Source organism: Archangium primigenium, from assembly GCF_016904885.1.
Lineage (GTDB): Bacteria > Myxococcota > Myxococcia > Myxococcales > Myxococcaceae > Cystobacter > Cystobacter primigenius.
Genome location: NZ_JADWYI010000001.1, coordinates 7,519,752 through 7,538,904, shown reverse-complemented (window position 1 = coordinate 7,538,904; position 19,153 = coordinate 7,519,752). Strand labels below are relative to the sequence as shown.

At 72.3% G+C, this 19,153-nt stretch carries 19 protein-coding genes; 9 read left to right on the top strand and 10 right to left on the bottom strand.

Going from position 1 to position 19,153, the window contains the following annotated elements:
* Positions 1 to 164: 164 nt before the first annotated feature.
* Both I3V78_RS30960 and rpsU read right to left on the bottom strand, forming a co-directional pair.
* Positions 165 to 626 (bottom strand): GatB/YqeY domain-containing protein, encoded by a 462-nt coding sequence (locus I3V78_RS30960; protein ID WP_204493114.1) that lies wholly within the window; start codon positions 624 to 626, stop codon positions 165 to 167.
* 106 nt (positions 627 to 732) lie between these two features.
* The gene (gene rpsU / locus I3V78_RS30955) at positions 733 to 927 is read right to left on the bottom strand and encodes a 30S ribosomal protein S21 (protein ID WP_002621505.1); all 195 of its coding nucleotides are present in this window, start codon (positions 925 to 927) and stop codon (positions 733 to 735) included.
* 119 nt (positions 928 to 1,046) lie between these two features.
* Between rpsU and I3V78_RS30950 the strand changes: the two genes are divergently transcribed.
* Both I3V78_RS30950 and I3V78_RS30945 read left to right on the top strand, forming a co-directional pair.
* Positions 1,047 to 2,639: a HEAT repeat domain-containing protein gene (locus tag I3V78_RS30950; protein WP_204493111.1), complete on the top strand. Its 1,593-nt coding sequence runs from the start codon at positions 1,047 to 1,049 to the stop codon at positions 2,637 to 2,639.
* Positions 2,640 to 2,713: 74 nt separating this feature from the next.
* Positions 2,714 to 3,637, top strand: a complete 924-nt coding sequence (locus I3V78_RS30945; protein ID WP_204493108.1) for a GGDEF domain-containing protein — start codon at positions 2,714 to 2,716, stop codon at positions 3,635 to 3,637.
* Between the two features lies 1 nt (position 3,638).
* Here the strand turns inward: I3V78_RS30945 and I3V78_RS30940 are convergent, their stop codons facing one another.
* Together I3V78_RS30940 and I3V78_RS30935 are read right to left on the bottom strand one after the other, a co-directional pair.
* Complete coding sequence (locus I3V78_RS30940) at positions 3,639 to 4,553, bottom strand: GGDEF domain-containing protein (protein ID WP_204493106.1); 915 nt, start codon at positions 4,551 to 4,553, stop codon at positions 3,639 to 3,641.
* Between the two features lie 75 nt (positions 4,554 to 4,628).
* Positions 4,629 to 5,672 carry an asparaginase gene (locus tag I3V78_RS30935; protein ID WP_204493103.1) on the bottom strand — a complete coding sequence of 348 codons (1,044 nt, stop codon included), beginning with the start codon at positions 5,670 to 5,672 and terminating at the stop codon, positions 4,629 to 4,631.
* 71 nt (positions 5,673 to 5,743) lie between these two features.
* On the opposite strand from I3V78_RS30935, the gene I3V78_RS30930 reads away from it, so the two are divergent.
* The 3 genes from I3V78_RS30930 to truD are packed head-to-tail and all read left to right on the top strand — an operon-like array spanning position 5,744 to position 9,169.
* Positions 5,744 to 6,715, top strand: coding sequence for a thioredoxin domain-containing protein (locus tag I3V78_RS30930; protein ID WP_204493100.1), 972 nt, complete (start codon positions 5,744 to 5,746; stop codon positions 6,713 to 6,715).
* A 7-nt stretch (positions 6,716 to 6,722) separates the two neighbouring features.
* Entirely contained in the window at positions 6,723 to 8,141 is a 1,419-nt protein-coding gene (locus tag I3V78_RS30925) for a DUF4388 domain-containing protein (RefSeq protein ID WP_204493098.1), read from the top strand.
* Positions 8,138 to 9,169 carry a tRNA pseudouridine(13) synthase TruD gene (gene truD, locus I3V78_RS30920; protein ID WP_204493096.1) on the top strand — a complete coding sequence of 344 codons (1,032 nt, stop codon included), beginning with the start codon at positions 8,138 to 8,140 and terminating at the stop codon, positions 9,167 to 9,169. Before I3V78_RS30925 ends, truD begins: the two co-directional genes overlap by 4 nt.
* Before the next feature lie 77 nt (positions 9,170 to 9,246).
* Here the strand turns inward: truD and I3V78_RS30915 are convergent, their stop codons facing one another.
* Positions 9,247 to 10,941 (bottom strand): thrombospondin type 3 repeat-containing protein, encoded by a 1,695-nt coding sequence (locus tag I3V78_RS30915; RefSeq protein ID WP_239576786.1) that lies wholly within the window; start codon positions 10,939 to 10,941, stop codon positions 9,247 to 9,249.
* A gap of 18 nt (positions 10,942 to 10,959) precedes the next feature.
* The gene (locus I3V78_RS30910; protein ID WP_204493094.1) at positions 10,960 to 11,292 is read right to left on the bottom strand and encodes a DUF4398 domain-containing protein; all 333 of its coding nucleotides are present in this window, start codon (positions 11,290 to 11,292) and stop codon (positions 10,960 to 10,962) included.
* A gap of 132 nt (positions 11,293 to 11,424) precedes the next feature.
* On the opposite strand from I3V78_RS30910, the gene I3V78_RS30905 reads away from it, so the two are divergent.
* Together I3V78_RS30905 and I3V78_RS30900 are read left to right on the top strand one after the other, a co-directional pair.
* Positions 11,425 to 12,438, top strand: coding sequence for a HEAT repeat domain-containing protein (locus tag I3V78_RS30905; RefSeq protein WP_239576784.1), 1,014 nt, complete (start codon positions 11,425 to 11,427; stop codon positions 12,436 to 12,438).
* Positions 12,435 to 13,349 (top strand): N-acetylmuramoyl-L-alanine amidase-like domain-containing protein, encoded by a 915-nt coding sequence (locus I3V78_RS30900; protein ID WP_204493091.1) that lies wholly within the window; start codon positions 12,435 to 12,437, stop codon positions 13,347 to 13,349. Before I3V78_RS30905 ends, I3V78_RS30900 begins: the two co-directional genes overlap by 4 nt.
* 13 nt (positions 13,350 to 13,362) lie before the next feature.
* On the opposite strand, the gene I3V78_RS30895 is transcribed toward I3V78_RS30900, so the two are convergent.
* Together I3V78_RS30895 and I3V78_RS30890 are read right to left on the bottom strand one after the other, a co-directional pair.
* Positions 13,363 to 13,803 (bottom strand): hypothetical protein, encoded by a 441-nt coding sequence (locus tag I3V78_RS30895; RefSeq protein ID WP_204493088.1) that lies wholly within the window; start codon positions 13,801 to 13,803, stop codon positions 13,363 to 13,365.
* A gap of 57 nt (positions 13,804 to 13,860) precedes the next feature.
* Positions 13,861 to 14,217, bottom strand: coding sequence for a response regulator (locus I3V78_RS30890; RefSeq protein ID WP_204493085.1), 357 nt, complete (start codon positions 14,215 to 14,217; stop codon positions 13,861 to 13,863).
* A 175-nt stretch (positions 14,218 to 14,392) separates the two neighbouring features.
* Between I3V78_RS30890 and I3V78_RS30885 the strand changes: the two genes are divergently transcribed.
* Complete coding sequence (locus I3V78_RS30885; RefSeq protein WP_204493083.1) at positions 14,393 to 14,737, top strand: HPF/RaiA family ribosome-associated protein; 345 nt, start codon at positions 14,393 to 14,395, stop codon at positions 14,735 to 14,737.
* A gap of 128 nt (positions 14,738 to 14,865) precedes the next feature.
* Positions 14,866 to 16,830 carry an MXAN_5187 family protein gene (locus tag I3V78_RS30880; protein ID WP_204493081.1) on the top strand — a complete coding sequence of 655 codons (1,965 nt, stop codon included), beginning with the start codon at positions 14,866 to 14,868 and terminating at the stop codon, positions 16,828 to 16,830.
* A gap of 27 nt (positions 16,831 to 16,857) precedes the next feature.
* Here the strand turns inward: I3V78_RS30880 and I3V78_RS30875 are convergent, their stop codons facing one another.
* Positions 16,858 to 17,652, bottom strand: coding sequence for a slipin family protein (locus I3V78_RS30875; RefSeq protein WP_204493078.1), 795 nt, complete (start codon positions 17,650 to 17,652; stop codon positions 16,858 to 16,860).
* Positions 17,653 to 17,920: 268 nt separating this feature from the next.
* Positions 17,921 to 19,150 (bottom strand): HlyD family secretion protein, encoded by a 1,230-nt coding sequence (locus tag I3V78_RS30870; protein ID WP_204493076.1) that lies wholly within the window; start codon positions 19,148 to 19,150, stop codon positions 17,921 to 17,923.
* Between the last annotated feature and the right edge of the window lie 3 nt (positions 19,151 to 19,153).

The window sequence follows — 19,153 nt, the reverse complement described above, 5'->3', positions numbered from 1 at the left end:
CGGCGGGGATGTGTGGAGGAAGGGCCATGTCGGCGCGTCGGAGACCGCCCCTCACCACGGGCGGGAAGACGACCGGCATACCCTTAATGGCCGATCAATGGCCGGGCAAGTTCAAGACCCGCCCGGCCATCGCGTCGAGGCCTGGGAATGCGGAAGGGGACGGCTCAGGAGGACAGCTTGGCCAGCTGGCTCTTCACTTCCTCGGAGATGGCGCGGCCCTCGGCGCGGCCCTGCAGCTTGGGGCTGAGGATCTTCATCACGGCGCCCATCTCCTTGGGGCTCCGGGCGCCGGACTCGTCGATGGCGGCCTGGACCTCGGCGCGCAGCTCGTCGGCGGTGAGCTGCTGGGGCAGGTAGCCCTGGAGGATGGCGATCTCGCTCTCCTCCTTGGCGGCCATCTCGGCCTGGCCGCCGGCCTTGAACTGCTCGACCGAGTCGCGGCGCTGCTTGATGAGGCTGCCGATCACCTGGAAGACGCCGGCGTCATCCAGCGCGGAGGCGCCCGGCTCCACTTCCTTGTACTTGATGGCGCTCTTGAGCATGCGCAGCACGCTGAGCTTGAGCTCCTGCTTGGCCCGCATCGCGTCCTTCAGCTCCGCGTCGATCCGCTCCTTGAGGGTGGCCATCGGTGTCTCCAAAAGTAGGTAGGGGGTAGGGCTTGAGGGGTGCTGCGAAAACGACGAAAGCCAGGGCGCTCGACTGACGCGGCCCTGGCTTCCTGCGTTGCGGCGGCTAGTACGTCTTGCGCGCCTTCTTCACCGCGCGCTTCTTGGCCGCGAGAGCCTTCTTCTTCCGCTTCACGGAAGGCTTCTCGTAGTGCTCGCGCTTGCGGATCTCGGAGAGAATTCCAGCCTTCTCGGTGGCCTTCTTGAAGCGCTTGAGGGCGCTTTCGATGGACTCGCCGTCCTTGACTCGAATGCCGGGCATATCAGTCACCTCCTTCCGGATGCGTAGGGATGTAGGGGGCGCCGATATGACGCAGCGGCGGTGAAAACGCAAGGACGCCCTCGGAAAAGGAGACGGGCGGTGGACTAGAGTGCGCCCCCATGAGCCCCACCTTGCTGTTGCTGCTCCTGCTGACGGCCAGTCCGACCGGTGGTCAGGGGACGGCGGGCTGCTGGACGGCCTGCCAGCGCCACGTGCGCGATCAGGATCTGCGCGGCCGGGTCTGCCGCCTGTGCATCACCGCGGGCCGGGGGGATGCCTGGATGGAGGCGCTGGCGGGGGCCAAGGCGGACCCCCACGCCCAGGCGGCGCTGCGCTCGGCCCTGACGGATCCGGACTGGCGGGTGCGCTGGGGGGCCCTGCGGGTCCAGGCCCGGGGCAGCGGCCAGAGCGAGCCGAGGACCCTGGCGGACTGGGTGGCCGAGGCCCCCGCCGCGGACGAGGTGGCCGCGTGTGTGACGGCGGCGCGGGCCGCGGCCCTGTCCGGGCAGTCCACCGCCCCCTTCCTCAAGGAGGCGGGGGCGCGGGGCCCGGAGGCCGCCGCGCGGGTGTGGGGCCGGCGCGACGCCGTGCGGCAGGTGCTGGAGGTGGAGGTCTACGCCGAGGCGCCCGCGCCCCGGGGCGAGGCGCTCCTGCACCTGGCCACCTTCCTCGGCCAGAGCCCGGCGCGCGTCCTGCTCGCGGCCATGGCCCGGCGCCCCGAGTCCGCCGATGCCGCCGCCGCCTCCGCGCTCCTGTGGGTGGCCGACAAGCGCGGGCCCTCGGTGGGCCGCATGCTGCTCTTGGAGGCGCGGCCCGAGGATCAGCTCCTCATCAACCGCCTGTTCGCCGTGTACTCCACGCAGTTGGAGGCGCTGGGCAAGGGGCTCGCCTCGTCCGACCTCACCGAGCGGCGAGGGGCGGTGCAGACCCTGCGTCAATATGGTCCGCTCGCGCGCAAGGAACTGGAGCGCGCCCTGTCGGACTCGGACGCCGTCGTGCGCCGCACGGCGGCCCGGGGGCTCGCCGAGTCCGAGGGCCTGACGCTCGAGGAGGCCGCGGCCCGGGGGATCCGGGAGGCCTCGGCGGACCGTGCCCGCAGGCGCGTCTGGATGGAGGCCGCCGCGGTGGGCACGGGGTGCGAGGACTTCCTGCTCGCCATGGCCCGGGACACGGGGGTGGACGCGGCCTCGCGGGGCGACGCGGTGGCGGCGCTCGTCGATTGCGACGCGCGGCGGGGCGAGCGCTTCGAGCTGCTGTCTCCCTTCTTGCGCGATGCCCAGGCCCCGGTGCGCGCGGGCGCGGTGCGCGCCCTGGCCATGCCCCGCTCGCGCCTGGGGGACGAGGCCGTCGCCGCCGCGCTCGAGGATCCCGCCCCCGAGGTCGCCGCCGCCGCCCTGCGGGTGGTGGGCGAGCAGCGCCAGAAACACCATGCGGACACCGTGGTGGCCCTGCTCACCTCGACGTCCGCCGAGGTGCGCGAGGCCGCCGTGCGGGCCGTGGAGCGCTTCGGCCGGGCCCAGGACATCAAGCCGCTCGCCCAGGTGCTCCAGACGGACCCCACGGCCGCCGTCCGGGTGGCCGCCGCCGAGGCCCTGGGCGCGCTGGGCGGCCCCTTCGCGGCCTCCGCGCTCAGCCAGGCGCTCAAGGATTCCGATGCCCACGTGCAACATGTCGCGCGACGCAACCTCGCCCGCCTCGGCTTCTCCCCCTAGAAGGTCCAGGGCGTGTGTTGTCCTTGCGGGGCAGCGGGGTACGTCGGTAGGTTGAGAGGTCAGGAGAGGTGCGCATGAAGATGACACGAGCCGTCGTCGTGGAGCCGAAGGCAGCCGGGCGTCGCAAGCTGAAGGAGGGCCTGGAGCGGGCGGGGCTCACGGTGCACGCGGCGGCGGAGTGGGAGGCGCCCGCATCGCCGGCGCAGCTGGTGGTGTTGGGGCCCTCGGTGGAGAACGCCGCGAAGGTGGCGCGGGGCGTGCGCCAGCACTCGCCGCGGGCGCTCGTGCTGGCCGCGCAGGAGACGCCGGGCAAGGCGGGCTACGCGGACGGGGTGCTGCCCCTGCCCGTGTCCGCGAGGGACTTGCAGGCGCGGCTGCCGGAGCTCGTGAAGCTGCGCGCGCTCGAGGCCGGGGCGCCCGCGCGCAAGGCCCGTCCCGCGCCGGCCGCCGAGCCCGTGCGCGGCGGCTCGGACGCGCTGTTGGATCCCTTCACCCAGTTCTACGCCTTCTCGCACTTCAAGGACTTCGTCTTCGTGGAGGTGAAGCGCTCGCGGCGCTACGGGCTGCCGCTGGCCATCGCCCTGGTGGCGTTCGATCCGCTGCCCGTGCAGGCGGGGCGCGCGCTGCGCGAGCAGCTCTATGGAGGGCTGGCGCTGGCCATCCGCCGCGCGCTGCGCGACACGGACTTCCCCGTGCAGTACTCGGCCGACCGCGTGTTGTTGCTGCTGCCGCACACCGACCTGGCCGGCGCGCTCACGGTGTCCCGGCGCGTGTGCGAGCGCGTGGCGCGCGCGAGCCTGGCCTTCGACGAGCAGGTGCTGCGGCCCACCGTGTCCGTGGGCCTGGCGGCGCTCTCGCCGGGCGGGGAGGGCGCGTTCTCGGACCTGGTGCGCCAGGCGCAGCGCTCGCTGGAGGCGGCGCGCTCGGCGGGGGGCAACCGGGTGGAGATGCTCGCGGAGACGCCGGGCCTGGAGTCCGAGGACGAGGCCGCGGAGTGACTCAGGGGCCGCTGATGGCCTTGCCGTCCACGCGGTTGCGGCCCGCGCGCTTGGCCCGGTAGAGGTACTTGTCCGCCGCGCCGATGATCTCCTCGGCCTGGGTGTAGTCCGAGTCGTGCAGGGTGGCCACGCCCAGGCTGATGGTCACCTTGATGGGCGTGCCGCTGAAGATGAAGTCGGTGCGGTCCACCGCCGCGCGGCACCGCTCGGCGCACGAGAGCGCCTGCTCCTCGGCGGACTCGCGCAGCATGAGGGCGAACTCCTCGCCGCCGTAGCGCGCCAGCAAGTCCTCGGTGCGCACCGTGTCGCTCACCCGCTGGGCGATGCGCGTGAGCACGTAGTCGCCCGCCGGGTGCCCGTACACGTCGTTGATCTTCTTGAAGTAGTCCACGTCGAACATCACCAGGGACAGGGCCACCCGGTGGCGCAGGCAGTAGGCGAACTCCTTGCGGATGGTCTCCATGAAGTACTTCTTGTTGTACAGGCGCGTGAGCCCGTCGCGCGTGGCCGACTCGTAGATGCTGCGCTGGTAGGCCTCCTCCAGTTGATCCTGGATGGAGAACTTGAGCACGGTGTTCGAGCCGATCTGGATCTTGTCCCCGTCATAGAGGGGCGCGGCGCTGACCTTGAGGCCGTTGAGGAAGGTGCCGTTGGTGCTGCCCAGGTCCACGAGCTGGAAGCGGCCATCCCCGAGCGACACCACCTTGGCGTGCTTGCGCGAGATGCCGTCGTCCTCCACCTGGAACTGCGCATCCATGCTGCGGCCGAGCACCGTCTCCGAGCGATCCAGCTTGAACATCCGGCCAATGCCGGACGCCACCTTCGCGCTGATGACGATGAGGTACGCGCTCTGCTGGGGCGCGGCGGTCCCCAGCAGGTCCGAGATCGAATGGACGGCGGTCTTCTCGTCGGACATCGTGCCCCCATCTTATGGGCCGGGCTCTGGAGCCCGCAAGCAGGGCCCGGGCCGGACACGCCCTCATGATGGGGCCTAACGCGCGCGCTTCGACTTTTTGACCGGTGAGGGCTGAACATTGGTGCCGGGTTCGGTCATTTCGCCGACACTCGCCGTCTCGATGTAGCGGGCCCGGGCCACACGGTCCGGGTAGTACGCGAGCCCGTGCATGAGCTTGGCCAGGGCCGCCGCGGGCGTCATGTCCCCGCCGCTCAGGGCCCCCTCGGCGAGCGCCGCCGCGCCCGCCTCGTAGAGCGACAGGTCCACGCCGTTGTGGTGCGCCTGGGTGACCACCAGCACGGGCACGTCGCGCTCGCGCGCCTGGCGGAAGAGGGGCAGGAGCGAGCGGCCCAGGTCCGGCGCGATGGGGAAGTTGCCCGCGCCGTACGCCTCCACGACGAGCCCCCGCACGTGCGGCAGCAGCGCCAGGGGCAGGGCGGGGTCCAGGCCCGGGTAGACCTTGAGGAGGAAGACCCGCGACTCCAGCCGCTCGCGCAGGCGGAAGGGCCCCTTCTGACGCAGACCCGGAGCGAAGGTCGCCTCCACCCCGAGCGTACCCAGCCGGGGGAAGTTGGGGCTGTCGAAGGCGTCGTACTCGGCCACCTTCACCTTGCGGGTGCGGTTGCCCCGGTAGAGGTGGGAGTCGAAGCAGATGCTCACCTCGGGCGGGCCCTGGAGGGCGGAGAGCACCGCGTCGATGAGGTTGAGCCGCGCGTCCGAGCGGATCTCCCCGAGGGGCCGCTGGGCGCCCGTCATCACCACCGGCTTGGGCAGCCCGGGCAGCATGAAGGACAGGGCGCTGGCGGTGTGGGCGAGCGTGTCGGTGCCGTGCGTCACCACGGCGCCATCGAACTCGGGCAGGCGGCGGTGCAGGTGGGCGGCGAGCCGACTCCACAGCTCGGGTTGCATCTCCGAACTGTCCAGGTTGGAGAACAGCTCCAGCTCGATGTCGGCGAGCTGGAAGAGCTCCGGGCAGCGCGACTTGAGCGTCTTGAAGAAGGCGGCGGGACGCAGCGCGGACGGGCGGCCACCGGCCATCCCCAGGGTGCCGCCGGTGTGCAGCAGGAGGATTCTGGGCATGGAAGGGGCTCCTTCCCTGGCAGAGCCAGGGTTGCTTTACAAGCCCCGCGCGCATGGCTTAGACCGGCGGTGTGCTCTCCGCCCGCCGCCCCCGACTCCTCCTGGCGCTCACCCTGGCGCTGACCGCCGCCTGTTCCCAGATCGCCGAGGCCGCGCCTCCGCCGCCCACCGCGCCCAAGCCGGCCGCCCCGGCCCAGGCCCCTGGGGGCCCTGGTGGCTCCTCGGGCGGGGCCTCGTCCCTCACGGGCATTCCGGGCATGGACTTCTCGTCCCTGTCGCCTTCCGCCCAGCGCGAGCTGTCCACCGTCTTCTCCGACGAGTTCTGCTACTGCGGCTGCCCCCACACGCTCGGCCAGTGCCTGCGCGCCCACACCGGGTGCTCGCACGCCAAGCGCATGGCGCGGCTGTCGGCCAAGCAGGCCGCCGCGGGCGTGCCGGCCACGGACATCATCGTCTCCCTGTCCGAGTACTACGCCGCCTTCCGCGCCCCCCGGCAGAAGCTCGAGGTGGACCCGCGCATGTGCCAGGGCGACGCCAAGGCGCCCGTGACGCTCGTGGAGTTCTCCGACTTCGAGTGCCCGTACTGCGGCAAGGCCCGGCCGGTGCTGGAGGCCTTCGCCAAGAAGAACGCCGCGCGGGTGCGCTTCTGCAACGTGCCCTTCCCGCTGCCCATGCACACCAACGCCGTGCCCGCGGGCCAGGCGGTGCTCTGGGCGCGCGACCAGGGCAAGTACTGGGAGATGCACGACGCGCTCTTCGAGAACGCGCAGAAGCTGTCCATCCCGGTGATGGTGGAGCTGGCCAACAAGATCGGGCTCAAGGGCGCCGAGCTGCAGAAGGCGCTCCAGGCGGGCACCTACGCCAAGGAGCTGGACAAGTACAAGTCCATGGGCAACGCGGCGAACATCCGCGGCACGCCGAGCCTCTTCTTCAACGGCCGCTTCTACGACATCCAGGTGGGCATCACCGAGGACGTGCTCACCCACTCGCTCGAGGACGAGATCGAGTGGCGCACGCACAACAACGCCTGGGCCGCGGACTGACGGGTCCATGAGTCAGCGCTTTCGCATCGACGGCACGCACCTGGTTCCCGACGAGCGCGCCACGGGGCCCCAGGCTCCCTCGGCGCCCTCACCCCTCTCCGGGCGCACGGGCTCGTACGTGCTGCAGTCCACGTCGCCCGACCTGCTCGTCTTCTCGCGCTCGCCCGCGGAGGGCGGCTCGGTGCCCACGCCCCGCGTGGTGCTCTCCGGCGATGCATCCGGCTTTCCCCTGGCCGACCTCATCGCCTTCCTGAGCCAGGCGCGCTGGAGCGGCATCGTGCGGGTGCAGGCCCCCGGCGGTGAGCGCTCGGTGGTGCTGCGCGAGGGCGAGGTGCGGGGCGCCACGTCGGACGTGGCGGCGGACCGGCTCGGAGAAGTGCTCGTGCGCCTGGGCTACGTGGACCGGGCCCAGCTGGAGGCCGTGCTGCGCGAGCAGCCGCCCTCCAAGATTGGCCGCACCCTGGTGGAGCGCGGCCTGTTGCAGGCGCATGACCTGTTCCGGTGCGTGACGCACCAGGTGAGCGAGATCTTCCACGCCATCGTGCTGTGCCGCGAGGGCAGCTTCTTCCTCGTGGATCAGCCCGTGGAGGACAAGCTCGGCCACAACATCCAGCTGTCCACGCAGAGCCTGCTCATGGACAGCATCCGGAAGATCGACGAGCTGGCGCACTTCCGCAAACGCATCCCCCACAGCCGCCTGCACGTGATGCGCAAGGCGCCCACCTTCGCCAAGCTCGAGCCCGACGAGGACCGGGTGCTCAACCTGGTGGACGGCCGGCGCACGGTGCTGGAGCTAGGCCAGGCGAGCCGCCTGTCCGAGTTCGACGTGACCAAGGTCCTCTACGGCCTGATGGAGGGCGGCTTCGTGGGGCTGTCGGACAAGCCCCAGGGCGCCGCCACGCCGTCCTTGTCCGGCCTGCCCTCGGTGCGCCCGCGCAGCATCATGGGCATCCCCGTGGTGCGCCCGTCCTCCACGGGGCTGCAGGCGGTGCGCACGACCCAGTCCGGCCTGCGCTCCATCACCTCGATGCAGGACGCGTCCCCGATGCCCGAGGTGGGCGAGGTGGTGCGCGTCTTCAACCGCATCTTCCGGGAGATCGCCACCGAGGTGTCCAAGCAAGGCCTGGCGCGCGAGTTCATCGCCTCGGCCAACGCGGCCCTGTCCGGCCAGGCGCTGTCGTCCTCGCCCGTGCTGGCGGGGCTCGCCTTCGCGCCGGATGGCAGCCTGTCGGATGCCCGGCTCATCGACGCCTACGCCCAGCACCGCACCGCCCTGGGCTCCGAGCCCATGGCCGCCTTCCGCCAGGCGCTCAGCGACGTGATGTTCTTCCTACTGTTCCAGGCGGGGGAGCTGCTCGAGTCGCGCGCGGACGAGGACCTGGCCCGGCGGGTGAAGGACATGCTCACCGCGCTGGGGGGCACGTGACGGCGCCGCCCGACGCGCGGCGCCCCCGGTTGACCGAGGACGTGCCGGGGTGTGGCGGGGCCTTCAAGCTGGTGCCCGAGGACTTCGAGGTGGAGGAGCTGCCCGCCTACGCGCCGTCCGGCGAGGGCGAGCACCTGTTCCTCTGGGTGGAGAAGCGGGGCCGGGACACGCGCGAGGTGGTGAAGGCCTTGTCCGGCGCGCTCGGCGTGGACGAGGGCGACGTGGGCGTGGCGGGCATGAAGGATCGCCAGGCCATCACCCGCCAGCTCCTGTCCGTGCCCGCCCGGGCGGAGGCGCGCCTGGCCGACTTCGCGCTGGAGGGCGTGAGCGTGCTGTGGAGCAAGCGCCACGGCAACAAGCTGCGCACGGGGCACCTCAAGGGAAACCGCTTCCGGCTGCGCCTGCGCGGCGTGCGGGACGTGGGCGCGGCGCGCGAGTCCTTCTCCCGGCTCCAGACGCGGGGCGTGCCCAACTACTTCGGCGACCAGCGCTTCGGCCGCGAGGGCGACAACGCCGACTTCGGCCGCCTGCTGCTGCTCGGGCAGCGCCTGCCGCGCCGCCCGGACAAGTTCCAGCGCAAGCTCTACCTCTCCGCGTTCCAGTCCCGGCTGTTCAACCGCGCCCTGGTGGAGCGGCTGCTCGCGGGCACCTTCGACCAGGCGCTCCTGGGGGACGTGCTGCGCAAGGAGGACACGGGCGGCCTGTTCGTGTCCGAGTCCGTCGAGGTGGATGGGCCCCGGGTGGCCGCCTTCGAGGTGAGCCCGGCCGGGCCGCTCTTCGGGCCGAAGATGACCGCGGCGGCCGGCAGCGTGGCCGAGGCCGAGGCCCGGCTGCTCGTCGAGGCGGGTGTGACGCCCGAGGACTTCCGGCGCGGAGGCGATGAGACCCAGGGCGGGCGCAGGCCCTACCGGGTGCGGCTCGGGGGCGCGGAGCTGGAGGCCGAGGGCGAGGACCTGCGGCTCACCTTCGAGCTGCCCAAGGGCTCCTACGCCACGGAGATCCTCCACGAGCTGCTCAAGGACGGCTGAGCGCGTCCCCGAGGCTTCGCGAGGCCCCACCCCCCGGCAGCGGGCGGGGTGGGGGAGGCGGCCGGAGCCGCCCGGTGCTACTCGACGATGTTGAACTCGGTGCGGCGGTTCTCCGCGCGGCCCTTGGCCGTGAGGTTGGAGGCGATGGGCTTCTCGGGCCCATAGCCCACGGCCTGCATGCGGCCCGGATCCACCTTGCGCTTGATGAGCTCGGCCATCACCGAGTCCGCGCGCGCCTGGGACAGCTTCAGGTTGGCCACGTCCTTGCCGACCGAGTCCGTGTGCCCCTCGATGCGGATCTTCTTGATGAAGGGCATGTCGTTGAGCGCCTGCGCCACGTCCGCGAGGATGGTGAAGCTCTCCTTGCCGATGATCTTCGCCGAGCCGGACGCGAACTTGATCTGCTTCTTGATCTGGATGCGGTCGCGCTTGATGACCACCATCTTGTACTTCTTGGCGCAGCCGCGCTCCTCCTTCACGCCGGGCTCTTCCGGGCACACGTCGATGCGGTCGGGGATGCCGTCATGGTCGCGGTCCGGATCCGGGCAGCCGCGCAGCTCCTGGGTGCCGGGCTCGTTCGGGCAGATGTCGAGCCGGTCCACGATGCCGTCGTTGTCCGAGTCCTTGTCCGGGCAGCCGCGCGTCTCGTGGGGGCCGGGCTGATCCGGGCACAGGTCGAGCCGGTCCACGATGCCATCGCCGTCCTTGTCCGGATCCGGGCAGCCGCGCATCTCGTGGGGGCCGGGCTGATCCGGGCACAGGTCGAGCCGGTCCACCAGGCCGTCGCCGTCCTTGTCTCCATCCGGGCAGCCGCCATTCTCCAGCGGGCCGGCCGTCATCGGGCAGCGGTCGATGGTGTCGGGGATGCCGTCCGCGTCGTTGTCGAGGTCCGGGCAGCCGTCCTCGTCCTGGAAGCCGTCCTTGTCCTCGGGCTCGTCCGGGCAGCGGTCCTTGGAGTCCGGAATGCCGTCGCCGTCCTTGTCCCCGTCCGGGCAGCCGTTGTTCTGGATGGGGCCGGCGACGTCGGGGCACCGGTCCGCGCCGTCGATGAGGCCATCCTCGTCGTTGTCGTTGTCCGGGCAGCCGTCGTCGTCCTGGAAGCCGTCCTTGTCCTCGGGCTGCAGCGGGCACTTGTCGAGCACGTCGGGGATGCCGTCGCCGTCGGAGTCCTTGGACGCGTCCTCGGGGCAGCCCTGGTTGCTCTGGGGGCCGGGCGTGAGCGGGCACTTGTCGTTCACGTCGAGCACGCCGTCCCGGTCGTTGTCGGGATCCGGGCAGCCGTCCGTGTCCTCGAACCCGTCGAAGTCCTCGGCGCGGTCCGGGCAGGGGTCATCCTTGTCGGGGATGCCGTCGCCGTCGGTGTCCTTCACCTCCACGACGACCACCTGCTGGGAGGGCGGGCGGGGCGTGTTGTCCGTGGGCGTGGTGGGCGGGGGCGTGGCGCTCGCCACCGGCTCGGGCTTCTCCTTGCCGATGACCACCCGGGGCGGCACGCACGTCTTGGACTGCTCGAGGGCGCGGGAGATGGCGGCCTCGGCGGTGCGCAGGTGCTCGGAGGCGCGATAGCTGGCGCCCTGGCCGATCTCCCCGAGGGCGAAGTCGAGGTTGGCCTCGGCGGTGGCGAGGTCCACGGGCGCGCAGCGCATGGCGCCGCTGCGGCGGGCGCGCTCGATGCTGGCCTGGATGACCTCGGAGTCCGCGCGGACCTTGTTCCCGCTCACGCAGGAGGAGGCGCACAGCATGAGCAGCGAGGAGACGATGAGACGTCGCATCGGTAGGGGCTCCCTGGGTCAGGGGCTGGGGGTGGGCAGGCTCTGGGACTCGGCGTTGTCGATGCTCTCGTTGGCCACGGAGAGCGCCTTCTCCCGGGCCTCGGTGGCGAAGCGCGAGGCCTTCACGGAGAAGTCCACGCCCGCCTGGTAGTCGGAGAAGCCGACCTCCTCGCGCGCCTTGTGGATGTAGAGGTTGGCGGCCGTCCACTCGTAGGGGGCCAGCTTCTCGGCGCCCGCGGTGCGGGCCGCCTGGATCTGCACCTCGGCGTCCAGCAGGTGCGAGGTGGACTTCACGGGGCCGCAGCCGCACAGGGCGCCCGCCACAGCCACCACTGCCAGGAGTCGCTTCATGGAAGGGGCCTCGGGGTAAAGGCTGGAAGACACTGGGGGCGGTCGTATCAATCGCCCCGGAGGGGGTCAAGAATCGGGGTGACCGGGAACAAAGGGTGGGGGCGCGGCGTTTTTGACAGCCCCGAGCGGGGCTTGCCATCCTCCACCCCCGTGCGACTTCCCCCCGTCCGTCTGCTCCTCGTGTTGTCCCTGGCCGCGCCGCTCGCGCACGCCGCCCCCCCGTCGGCCCAGAAGCGCATGGAGCGCCGGTCGGTCACCGAGGACCTGGTGCAGGACGTGCTCGAGGGGCGCATCGCCGTGCCCGCGGCCATCTCGCGCCTGCGCACCCAGCGCGAGGAGGCCTACGCGGTGCAACTCCTCGAGCGTCGGATGTCGATGATCCTCGAGCCGCGGCGCCTGCGGGACGTGACGGCGGTGGTGGCGGGGCTGGAGACGCGCCCGGCCGAGCCCCTGCTGCTGCGGCTGGTGGGCCACGAGGATGGCGCGGTGCGCATGTACGCGGCGCAGGGCCTGGGCAAGCTGCGCTCGCGGCGCGTGGACGTGCTGCTGCCGCTCCTGGAGGACAAGTCGCTCGGGGCGCGCCGGGAGGCGGCGCGGGCCCTGGGCGCCAGCCGGGACCCCCGGGTGGGCGCCCCCCTGGTGGAGGCGGCACGCCAGGAGTCCGACATGCAGACGCGCGTGATGATGCTGGAGGCGGCCGGGGCCACGGGCGACAAGAAGCAGGGGCCCGCCCTCAAGGGCTTCCTCGACGACAGCTCGGAGACCACCCGCTTCGCCGCCGCCCGGGGCCTGTGCCTGTTGGGCGCCCCCGAGGGCTTCGCCTTCGCCCGGAAGCTGCTCGCCAGCGAGGACAAGCACGTGCGCCGCCAGGGCCTGGCGCTCTACGAGGGCGTGCCGGAGAAGCAGGCGGGCGAGGCGCTGCGGCCGCTGCTCGAGGACAAGGACCGCGCGCTCGCGGCGGGCGCGGCCCGCATCCTCTCGCAGGGCGGGGACAAGAAGATGCTGCCCTGGCTCGTGCTCGCCTCGTGGAACGCCAACGGCACGGAGAAGCTCGTCTACGAGAAGGAGCTGGAGACGCTCCAGCTCGCGGATGACCAGCGCAAGGCCATCCTGCGCGCGGCGGGCGTGGCGGGGGCGACGAAGTGACCCTCGCCGTCCTGGTGGCCACGCTGCTCGCGCAGGCCCCGGTGGCCGCGCCCGTCTCGACGCCGCCCGTGCTGCCGCCCCATCTCAATGCCCGGGTCCCCACGGGCTGGACGTCGCTCAGCGAGCGCGAGCGCGCGGAGGTCATCGCCGGGGACGCGGGCCTGACCCTGCCCGAGCGACTCTTGCGCGTGAGCGAGCGCTTCCTCGGCACCCCGTACGTGCACTCGCCCCTGGGCGAGGGGCAGGGGGTGGACCCGGATCCCTCCTTCCGCCTGGACGCGGTGGACTGCCTCACCTTCGTGGAGCAGACGCTGGCCATGAGCCTGGCGCGGGCGGACACCGAGGTGGCCGGGCTGCTCGAGCGCCTGCGCTACGCGAACGCGCCCACCTACGAGGAGCGCAACCACCTCATGGAGGCCCAGTGGCTGCCCAACAACCAGCGCAAGGGCTTCCTGCTGGACGTGACGCGGACCCTGGGGGGCGAGGACACCGTGCGGGTGCGCAAGACGCTCACCGCGCAGTCCTGGAAGTCGCCGTCCTCGCTGTCCCTGGGCCTGCCCCGCGAGCGCCAGGTGGAGGGCACGTTCGAGCTGGACATGATTCCGCTGGAGCGGGTGATGGCCCACGCCCGGCAGGTGCCCTCCGGGAGCATCCTCGTCGTGCTGCGCGAGGACATGCCCTACAAGGCCACGCGCATCACCCACCTGGGCTTCGTGGTGCAGAAGGGCAAGCGCACGTGGCTGCGGCACGCGCGGCGCGGCGCGGACGGCGCCGGCCGGGTGGTGGACGAGGACCTGGAGAGCTTCCTCGCGCGCAACGCGAAGTACGACAAGTGGAGGGTCACCGGGGTGAGCCTCTTCGAGGTCCTGGCGCCCGCGCCCGCGCGCGGGGCCTGGGTCCACTCGGAGTGAAACGCACCGCCGCCTAGGGGCCTCCCGGCGGCACGGCGCTCTCCGTCTCGAGTTCCTCCTCCTCGGCGGCCCGCGCGGCCTCCGCGGAGGTGGACTCCAGCTGTTGTTGCTCCTGGGCGATGAGCTGGGCGGCCTGCGCGAGGTGCTCCTCGCCGACCATGATGTCCCACCAGGATTCCAGGGCGCCCGTGGTGAGCACGTCCACCACGCCGGCGCGTCGCGGCTGGGCGAAGACGGGGATGCTCTTGAGTTCCAGCAGCCGCACGTAGTCCTCGGCGGTGAACTGGTCCTCGGCGGTGGCCACCCGCGCGAACTTGCGCGTGTCGCTCTCGCCCGGCAGGGGAATGTGCCGCTGGCTCATCGTCTCCGCGTCCACCAGGGCGCTGTCGGGACAGTCCGCGCAACGCACCACGCCATCCTGGTACTCGGAACCGCACTGCATGCAGTACTTCATCGTGCCTCCCTCCAGGAACACAACCTGGCAACCAGGCGCGAAGTTAGCACCCCCACCTCAGTGCCTGGCCGCTTCCCCGAGCCTTCCGATGACGTCTGACAAACGCTCGACATCCACGGGCTTGCGCAGGACCTCGTCACAGCATCCAGCGTCCACGTTCGAATATCCGGACACCAACACCACGCCCGTTCGCGGCTCGCGGTTCTTGACCTCCTGGGCCAAGGCCGTGCCGCACATCCGGGGCAGGGACTCGTCGGTGATGACCACGTCCGGGTGGTCGTTCTCGAAGGCCTGCAGCCCCGAGACGCCATCCACCGCGGTGATGACGTCGAAGTCCGGCTCGAGCAGCTCCGCGAGGAGCTCCCGGCTGTCTCCATCATCTTCCACCAGCAGTACCTTGATCCGGTCACCCATTCGCTCCCCCATGCCAATGGCTAACGCTTCCTTCCGCCAGAAGCATCCTCCCCCCTCCGCGTCTCACCGCCCGTGGAGCGGCCAGGGAAGCGGGCGGCGAGGTCTAAACCGACAGGCCCCGCCTCACGCCCGGCGCCGGGACTGCGCATTGTGGGGAGACCAAGGGAGGTAACGCATGAAGGTGTTGATGCGCGGGATCCATTTGAGCCTGACGGATTCGCTGCGGGACTACGCCAATGGGCACCTGGTGGAGCCCATCGCCAAGTTCGTCGACAGCGAGGCGGCGGAGATCGATATCGCCCTCAAGGACGTCAACGGGCCCAAGGGGGGTGTGGACCAGGAGTGCCGGGTGACGGTGCGCATGCCGGGCTTCCCGTCCGTGAATATCACCGAGACGGCGGAGACCATGTTCGCCGCCATCGACCTGGCGCGCGACCGGCTGGTCAACGCGGTCAAGCGCATGGTGGAGAAGCGCCAGGACGCGAGCCCCGACGGGCTGCCGTACGACGTTCGCCTGTAGGCCGGGCGACCGGGGGCCCGGGCTTCTTGCTCGCTGTCCGGGCTCCCAGGCGGACGCCGCACGATTCTTGCTGGGTCCAAGGCGTGGACGATATAACCGCGCCTCCACCCCGGGCTTAAAGGTCGGTGATGGTCCGCCTAAAGTTTCTCCTCTTCGCGCTCCTGGTCCTCGGATTGGGTGCGATTCATCTGCCGCTGCTGTCCGGCCCCCTGAGCGCGCGGGCGGTGGAAGGCGCGGCGGCTTCTCCTACTGCGGCCATCGCCGAGGTGTCGCGTGCGATGGAAGCACGCCGCTCGGCACTGCAGCGCGTGGCGCTCGCGCTCGCCTCCAGCCCCGACGTGGCCACCGCCGTGCAGCCCCAGGTGGAATCCCTGCCCAAGGGCAAGGGCATCCGCATCGTGGAGCCGCCCGTGGGCGAGCGCTTCGCCGCCCTGCGCACCGCTTCCGCCGAGCTCGTGCCCGAGTCGCTCAAGGACTCGCTGGTGCTCGCGCTGCTCACTCCGGACGGCGCCCTGTACTCGCGCGCCGGCGGCGAGCCGCTCGCGGACGACGCGTTCGATCCGCGCGCCCTGCTCAAGGTGGGCGCCGAGGGCCACGTGCAGGACGCGTTCGGCGCCCCGCACGTCTTCTTCTCCGTGCCCGTGCTGTGGAACGCCGAGGGCGGCCGCTCGGACGTGGCCGCCACCCTGGTGGTGGGCGCGCCGCTGTTCACGCCCAAGATGCTCGACACCGCGACGCTGTCCTCCGGGGTCGCCGCGCTCATGGTGCTCCAGGGCGACAAGGTGATTGGCACGGCGGGCTCCGAGTCGGAGCTGGCCGAGCACGGGCGCAAGACGCTCATCGTCGGCCAGTCCGGCCACGTCGTGCGGCGCGGCTCGGTCCGCACGCTGCTGCCCCAGTTGCCCCACGTCTGGCTGCCGCTGCTCGTCCGGGGCGATGACTGGAAGGGCGGCGAGGCGCCGATGTCCGTGGGCTCGCGGCAGCCGCTGGGCGACGGGATGGAGATCGTGGCCGTGTCCAGCACGCGCCCCTTCATGACGTCGCTCGCGGACTACCAGCAGAACGCCCTCTTCGCGCTGCTCGGCCTCGTGGGCGCCTCGCTCCTGTGGACGCTGCTGCTGGGGGGAGGCTCCCACGCCGCCGCCCCCGCCGCGGACAAGGCCTCCAAGGGCAAGGGCAAGGCCGCCGTGCAGCCCGCGCCCGTGGCCGTCGCCCCGGTGGCGCAGGCCGCCGTGGCGCCCGCTCCCGTGGAGCCTCCCTCGATGAGCGCGGACGACTTCCCCTTCCCGCCGCCGCCGCCGGTGCAGGACGCCTACGCGACGGCGCCGCCCGTGGCCGAGCCGGCCTACGACATGGCCCCGCCGCCCACCGCGGACGCCTATCCGTTCGCCTCGCCGGCCACGCCGGTGCGCGACCCCTTCGCCTCGCCCACCGTGCCGGGCAAGGATCCCTTCGCGGCCCTGGGCGCCGAGCCCTTCGCGTTCCCGCCCGCCGCCCCGGACGCCAACGTGCCGTCGGCGGCGCCGCGCAAGAACGCGTTCGAGTTCGAGGATCACCCCACCGCGGCCTACTCGCTGCAGCAGGCGGCGGATCCCTTCGCGGCCGCCGCGGCCCAGGCGGGCCTGCCCTCGGCCTTCGGGGACGACGAGGCGCCGGAGACCACGCGGGTGGCGGCGATTCCCAGCGAGCTGCTCGCGCGCTCGGCCCGGCCGATGACGGCCGAGGTGAACCTGCCGATTCCGCCTCCGCCCTCGGGCCACCCGGGCATGGCCGCGCCCACGCCCTTCATGGGCATCCCCAAGCAGGTGATGAACATGGCGGTGCCGCCCGCCGCCCACACGCCGGTGCCCATGGGCGCCGGGGCGGTGGCCCTCACCGAGGAGCAGCACTTCCAGGACGTCTTCCGCGAGTTCGTCGTCACCCGCGAGCACTGCGGTGAGGCCCAGGACGGCCTGACGTACGACAAGTTCGTGGCCAAGCTGCGCAAGAACAAGGAGCAGCTCGTGCAGAAGTACGCCTGCAAGACGGTGCGCTTCCAGGTGTACGTGAAGGAGGGCAAGGCCGCCCTCAAGGCCACGCCCGTCAAGGACTGACGCACGGGGACTTCCTCCGCCGCGGAGTCAGGGCGCCTCGGGCTTCGAGGCGCCCTTCTTCTTTTTCGCTGGGCGGGGCGGGGGCAGGGGCTCGGTGGCCGTGCCCAGCACGAACGTGGTGCCGGGCGTGCCGCGCGCGTCCTCGAGCGTCTGCAGCACCCGCAGCCGCATCAGGGCCGGCTGACGCTCCACCTGACGGGCCGCGTTGGCCAGGTGGCGCAGGGTGGCCGACTCGCCCCGGGCCTTCTCCAGCCGCGCCTGAGCCTCCTTGCGGCTCTTGAGCGTCTCGGCGAAGGCGCGGCGCAGGTCCGCGGGCAACATCACGTCCTTGAGCTCCACCGCCGCCACGTCCAGCCCGAGCGCCTCGGCCTCGACGGCCACGCGCGCGCGCAGCGCCTGGCCGAGCGCCACGCGCCCCGATACCCATTCCTCCACGGTGTGCCGCGCGACCTCCTCGCGCAGCGCGAGCTGGGCGGCCAGGTGCAGCGCCTCCGCGTGATTCTGCACCGTGTGCTGCGCCCGCGCCGCGTCCACCACGGCGTAGCGCACCGCGAGGCTCACCTTGAGGCCCACCTGCTCCTGGCTGAGCACCTCCTGGCCCGCCACGGTGAGTACGCGCTGGCGCATGTCCACGAGCACGAGGCCGAACCCCCGGCGCCGGCTCCACCAGGCACCCGGCGGCCGCGCGCGCACGAAGCGCCCGTCGCGGTAGAGCAGGGCGCAGAAGCCCTCCGGCACCACCACCCGACGCATCGCCGCGCGCGCCACCCCGCCCAGGGCCACGGCCCCGAGCACTCCCTGCCACACCGTCATCGAATCCATGCGTGCGCCGCTCCCTCGCCGAGAGACGTCGGCTCCGGGAGCCCCGGGGGCGCGGCGGGGGTCCTTCCACCCACAGGGCCGCTCCACGCGGTGCGCCCGAGGGCGCTGGCTCCCGGAGCCTCCGCTGGGGAGTTGAACCCCGGCCTCGGTGGCTACCTGGAAGGGCCCGGCCCTGGATGAGGGGCCTCCCGGACGGATGTCCGCGAGGCCCCCAAAGGCCGTCCCGGCGGGAGCGACGCGGCGCGCGCGGAATTCCTGACGGTGCGCCTCAGGGCCGGGTGTGGACGGTGACCTCGGCCGACAGGCCCGCGCGCAGCGCCAGCGCCTCGGGCGGGTGCGTCCAGGCGATGCGCACCGGGATGCGCTGCACCACCTTCACGAAGTTGCCCGAGGCGTTGTCCGGCGGCAGCAGCGAGAAGCGCGAGCCCGTCCCTCCGGACAGGCTCTCCACCGTGCCCTCCAGCGCCGCGCCCTCGAAGGCGTCCACCCGCACCGTCACCCGCTGGCCCGGGTGCATGTGGCCCACCTGCGTCTCCTTGAAGTTGGCCACCACGTACGTGCGCGGCGGGACGAACTCCCCCAGCATCTGCCCGGCCGCGAGCAGCTGCCCCTCGTGGATGGACAGGCGCGACACCTGACCGTCCGCGGGCGCGACGATCCGCGTGTAGTCCAGCTGCAACCGCGCCTGCTCCACCTGGGCCTCGGCCGACTTCACCCGCGCGTGGGCGAGCGCCGCGCTGGCCCGCGCCGCGGCGATCTTCGCGTCGATGGGGGCGCTCTGATCCAGCTGGCCCCGGGCCTCGGCCACCCGGCCCTGGGCCACCTGCCGGCCCTGCTCGGCGGCGGACAGCTGCGCGCGCGCGCCCTCCAGGGCCGCCCGGGCCGCCTCGTCCGCGCTCTTCGCGTCGTCGAAGCTCTTCTGGGACACGGCCTTGGCCTCCATGAGCTGCTGGGTGCGCTGCAGGTCCAGGGTGGTGCGGTGGGCGTCCGCCTCGGCCCGGGCGAGCGCCGCGCGCGCCACGGACACCTGCGCCTCGGCGCTGCTCACCCCCGCGCTGGAGGAGGTGACGAGCGCCCGGGCGCTGGAGAAGCCGCCCTTGGCCCCCGCCTCGGCCACGGTGGCCTGGGCATCGGCGACCTGGGCCTGCGCCTGGGCCGACTCCAGCTCCGCCTCCGCCTGCTTGAGCCGCGCCTGGTAGTCACGCGGATCGATCTCCACCAGCACGTCCCCCGCGTGCACGAGCGCGTTGTCCGCCACGCGCACGCGCAGCACGGGGCCGCCCACGCGCGTGGCCAGCGGCACCACGTCCGCCTCCACCTGCGCCGCGTCCGTCGTCTCCTCGCCGCGCGTGGCCACGAGATAGCCCCCCAGGCCCACGAGCAGCACCGCCACGATGCCCCCGAACACGAGGAAGCCGCGGCGTCCCTTGCGGCCCGGGGCGCCCTGCTCGGTCGCCCCCGGCTCGTCCTTCACCAACTGCGTCACGGTCGAGGCCATGGG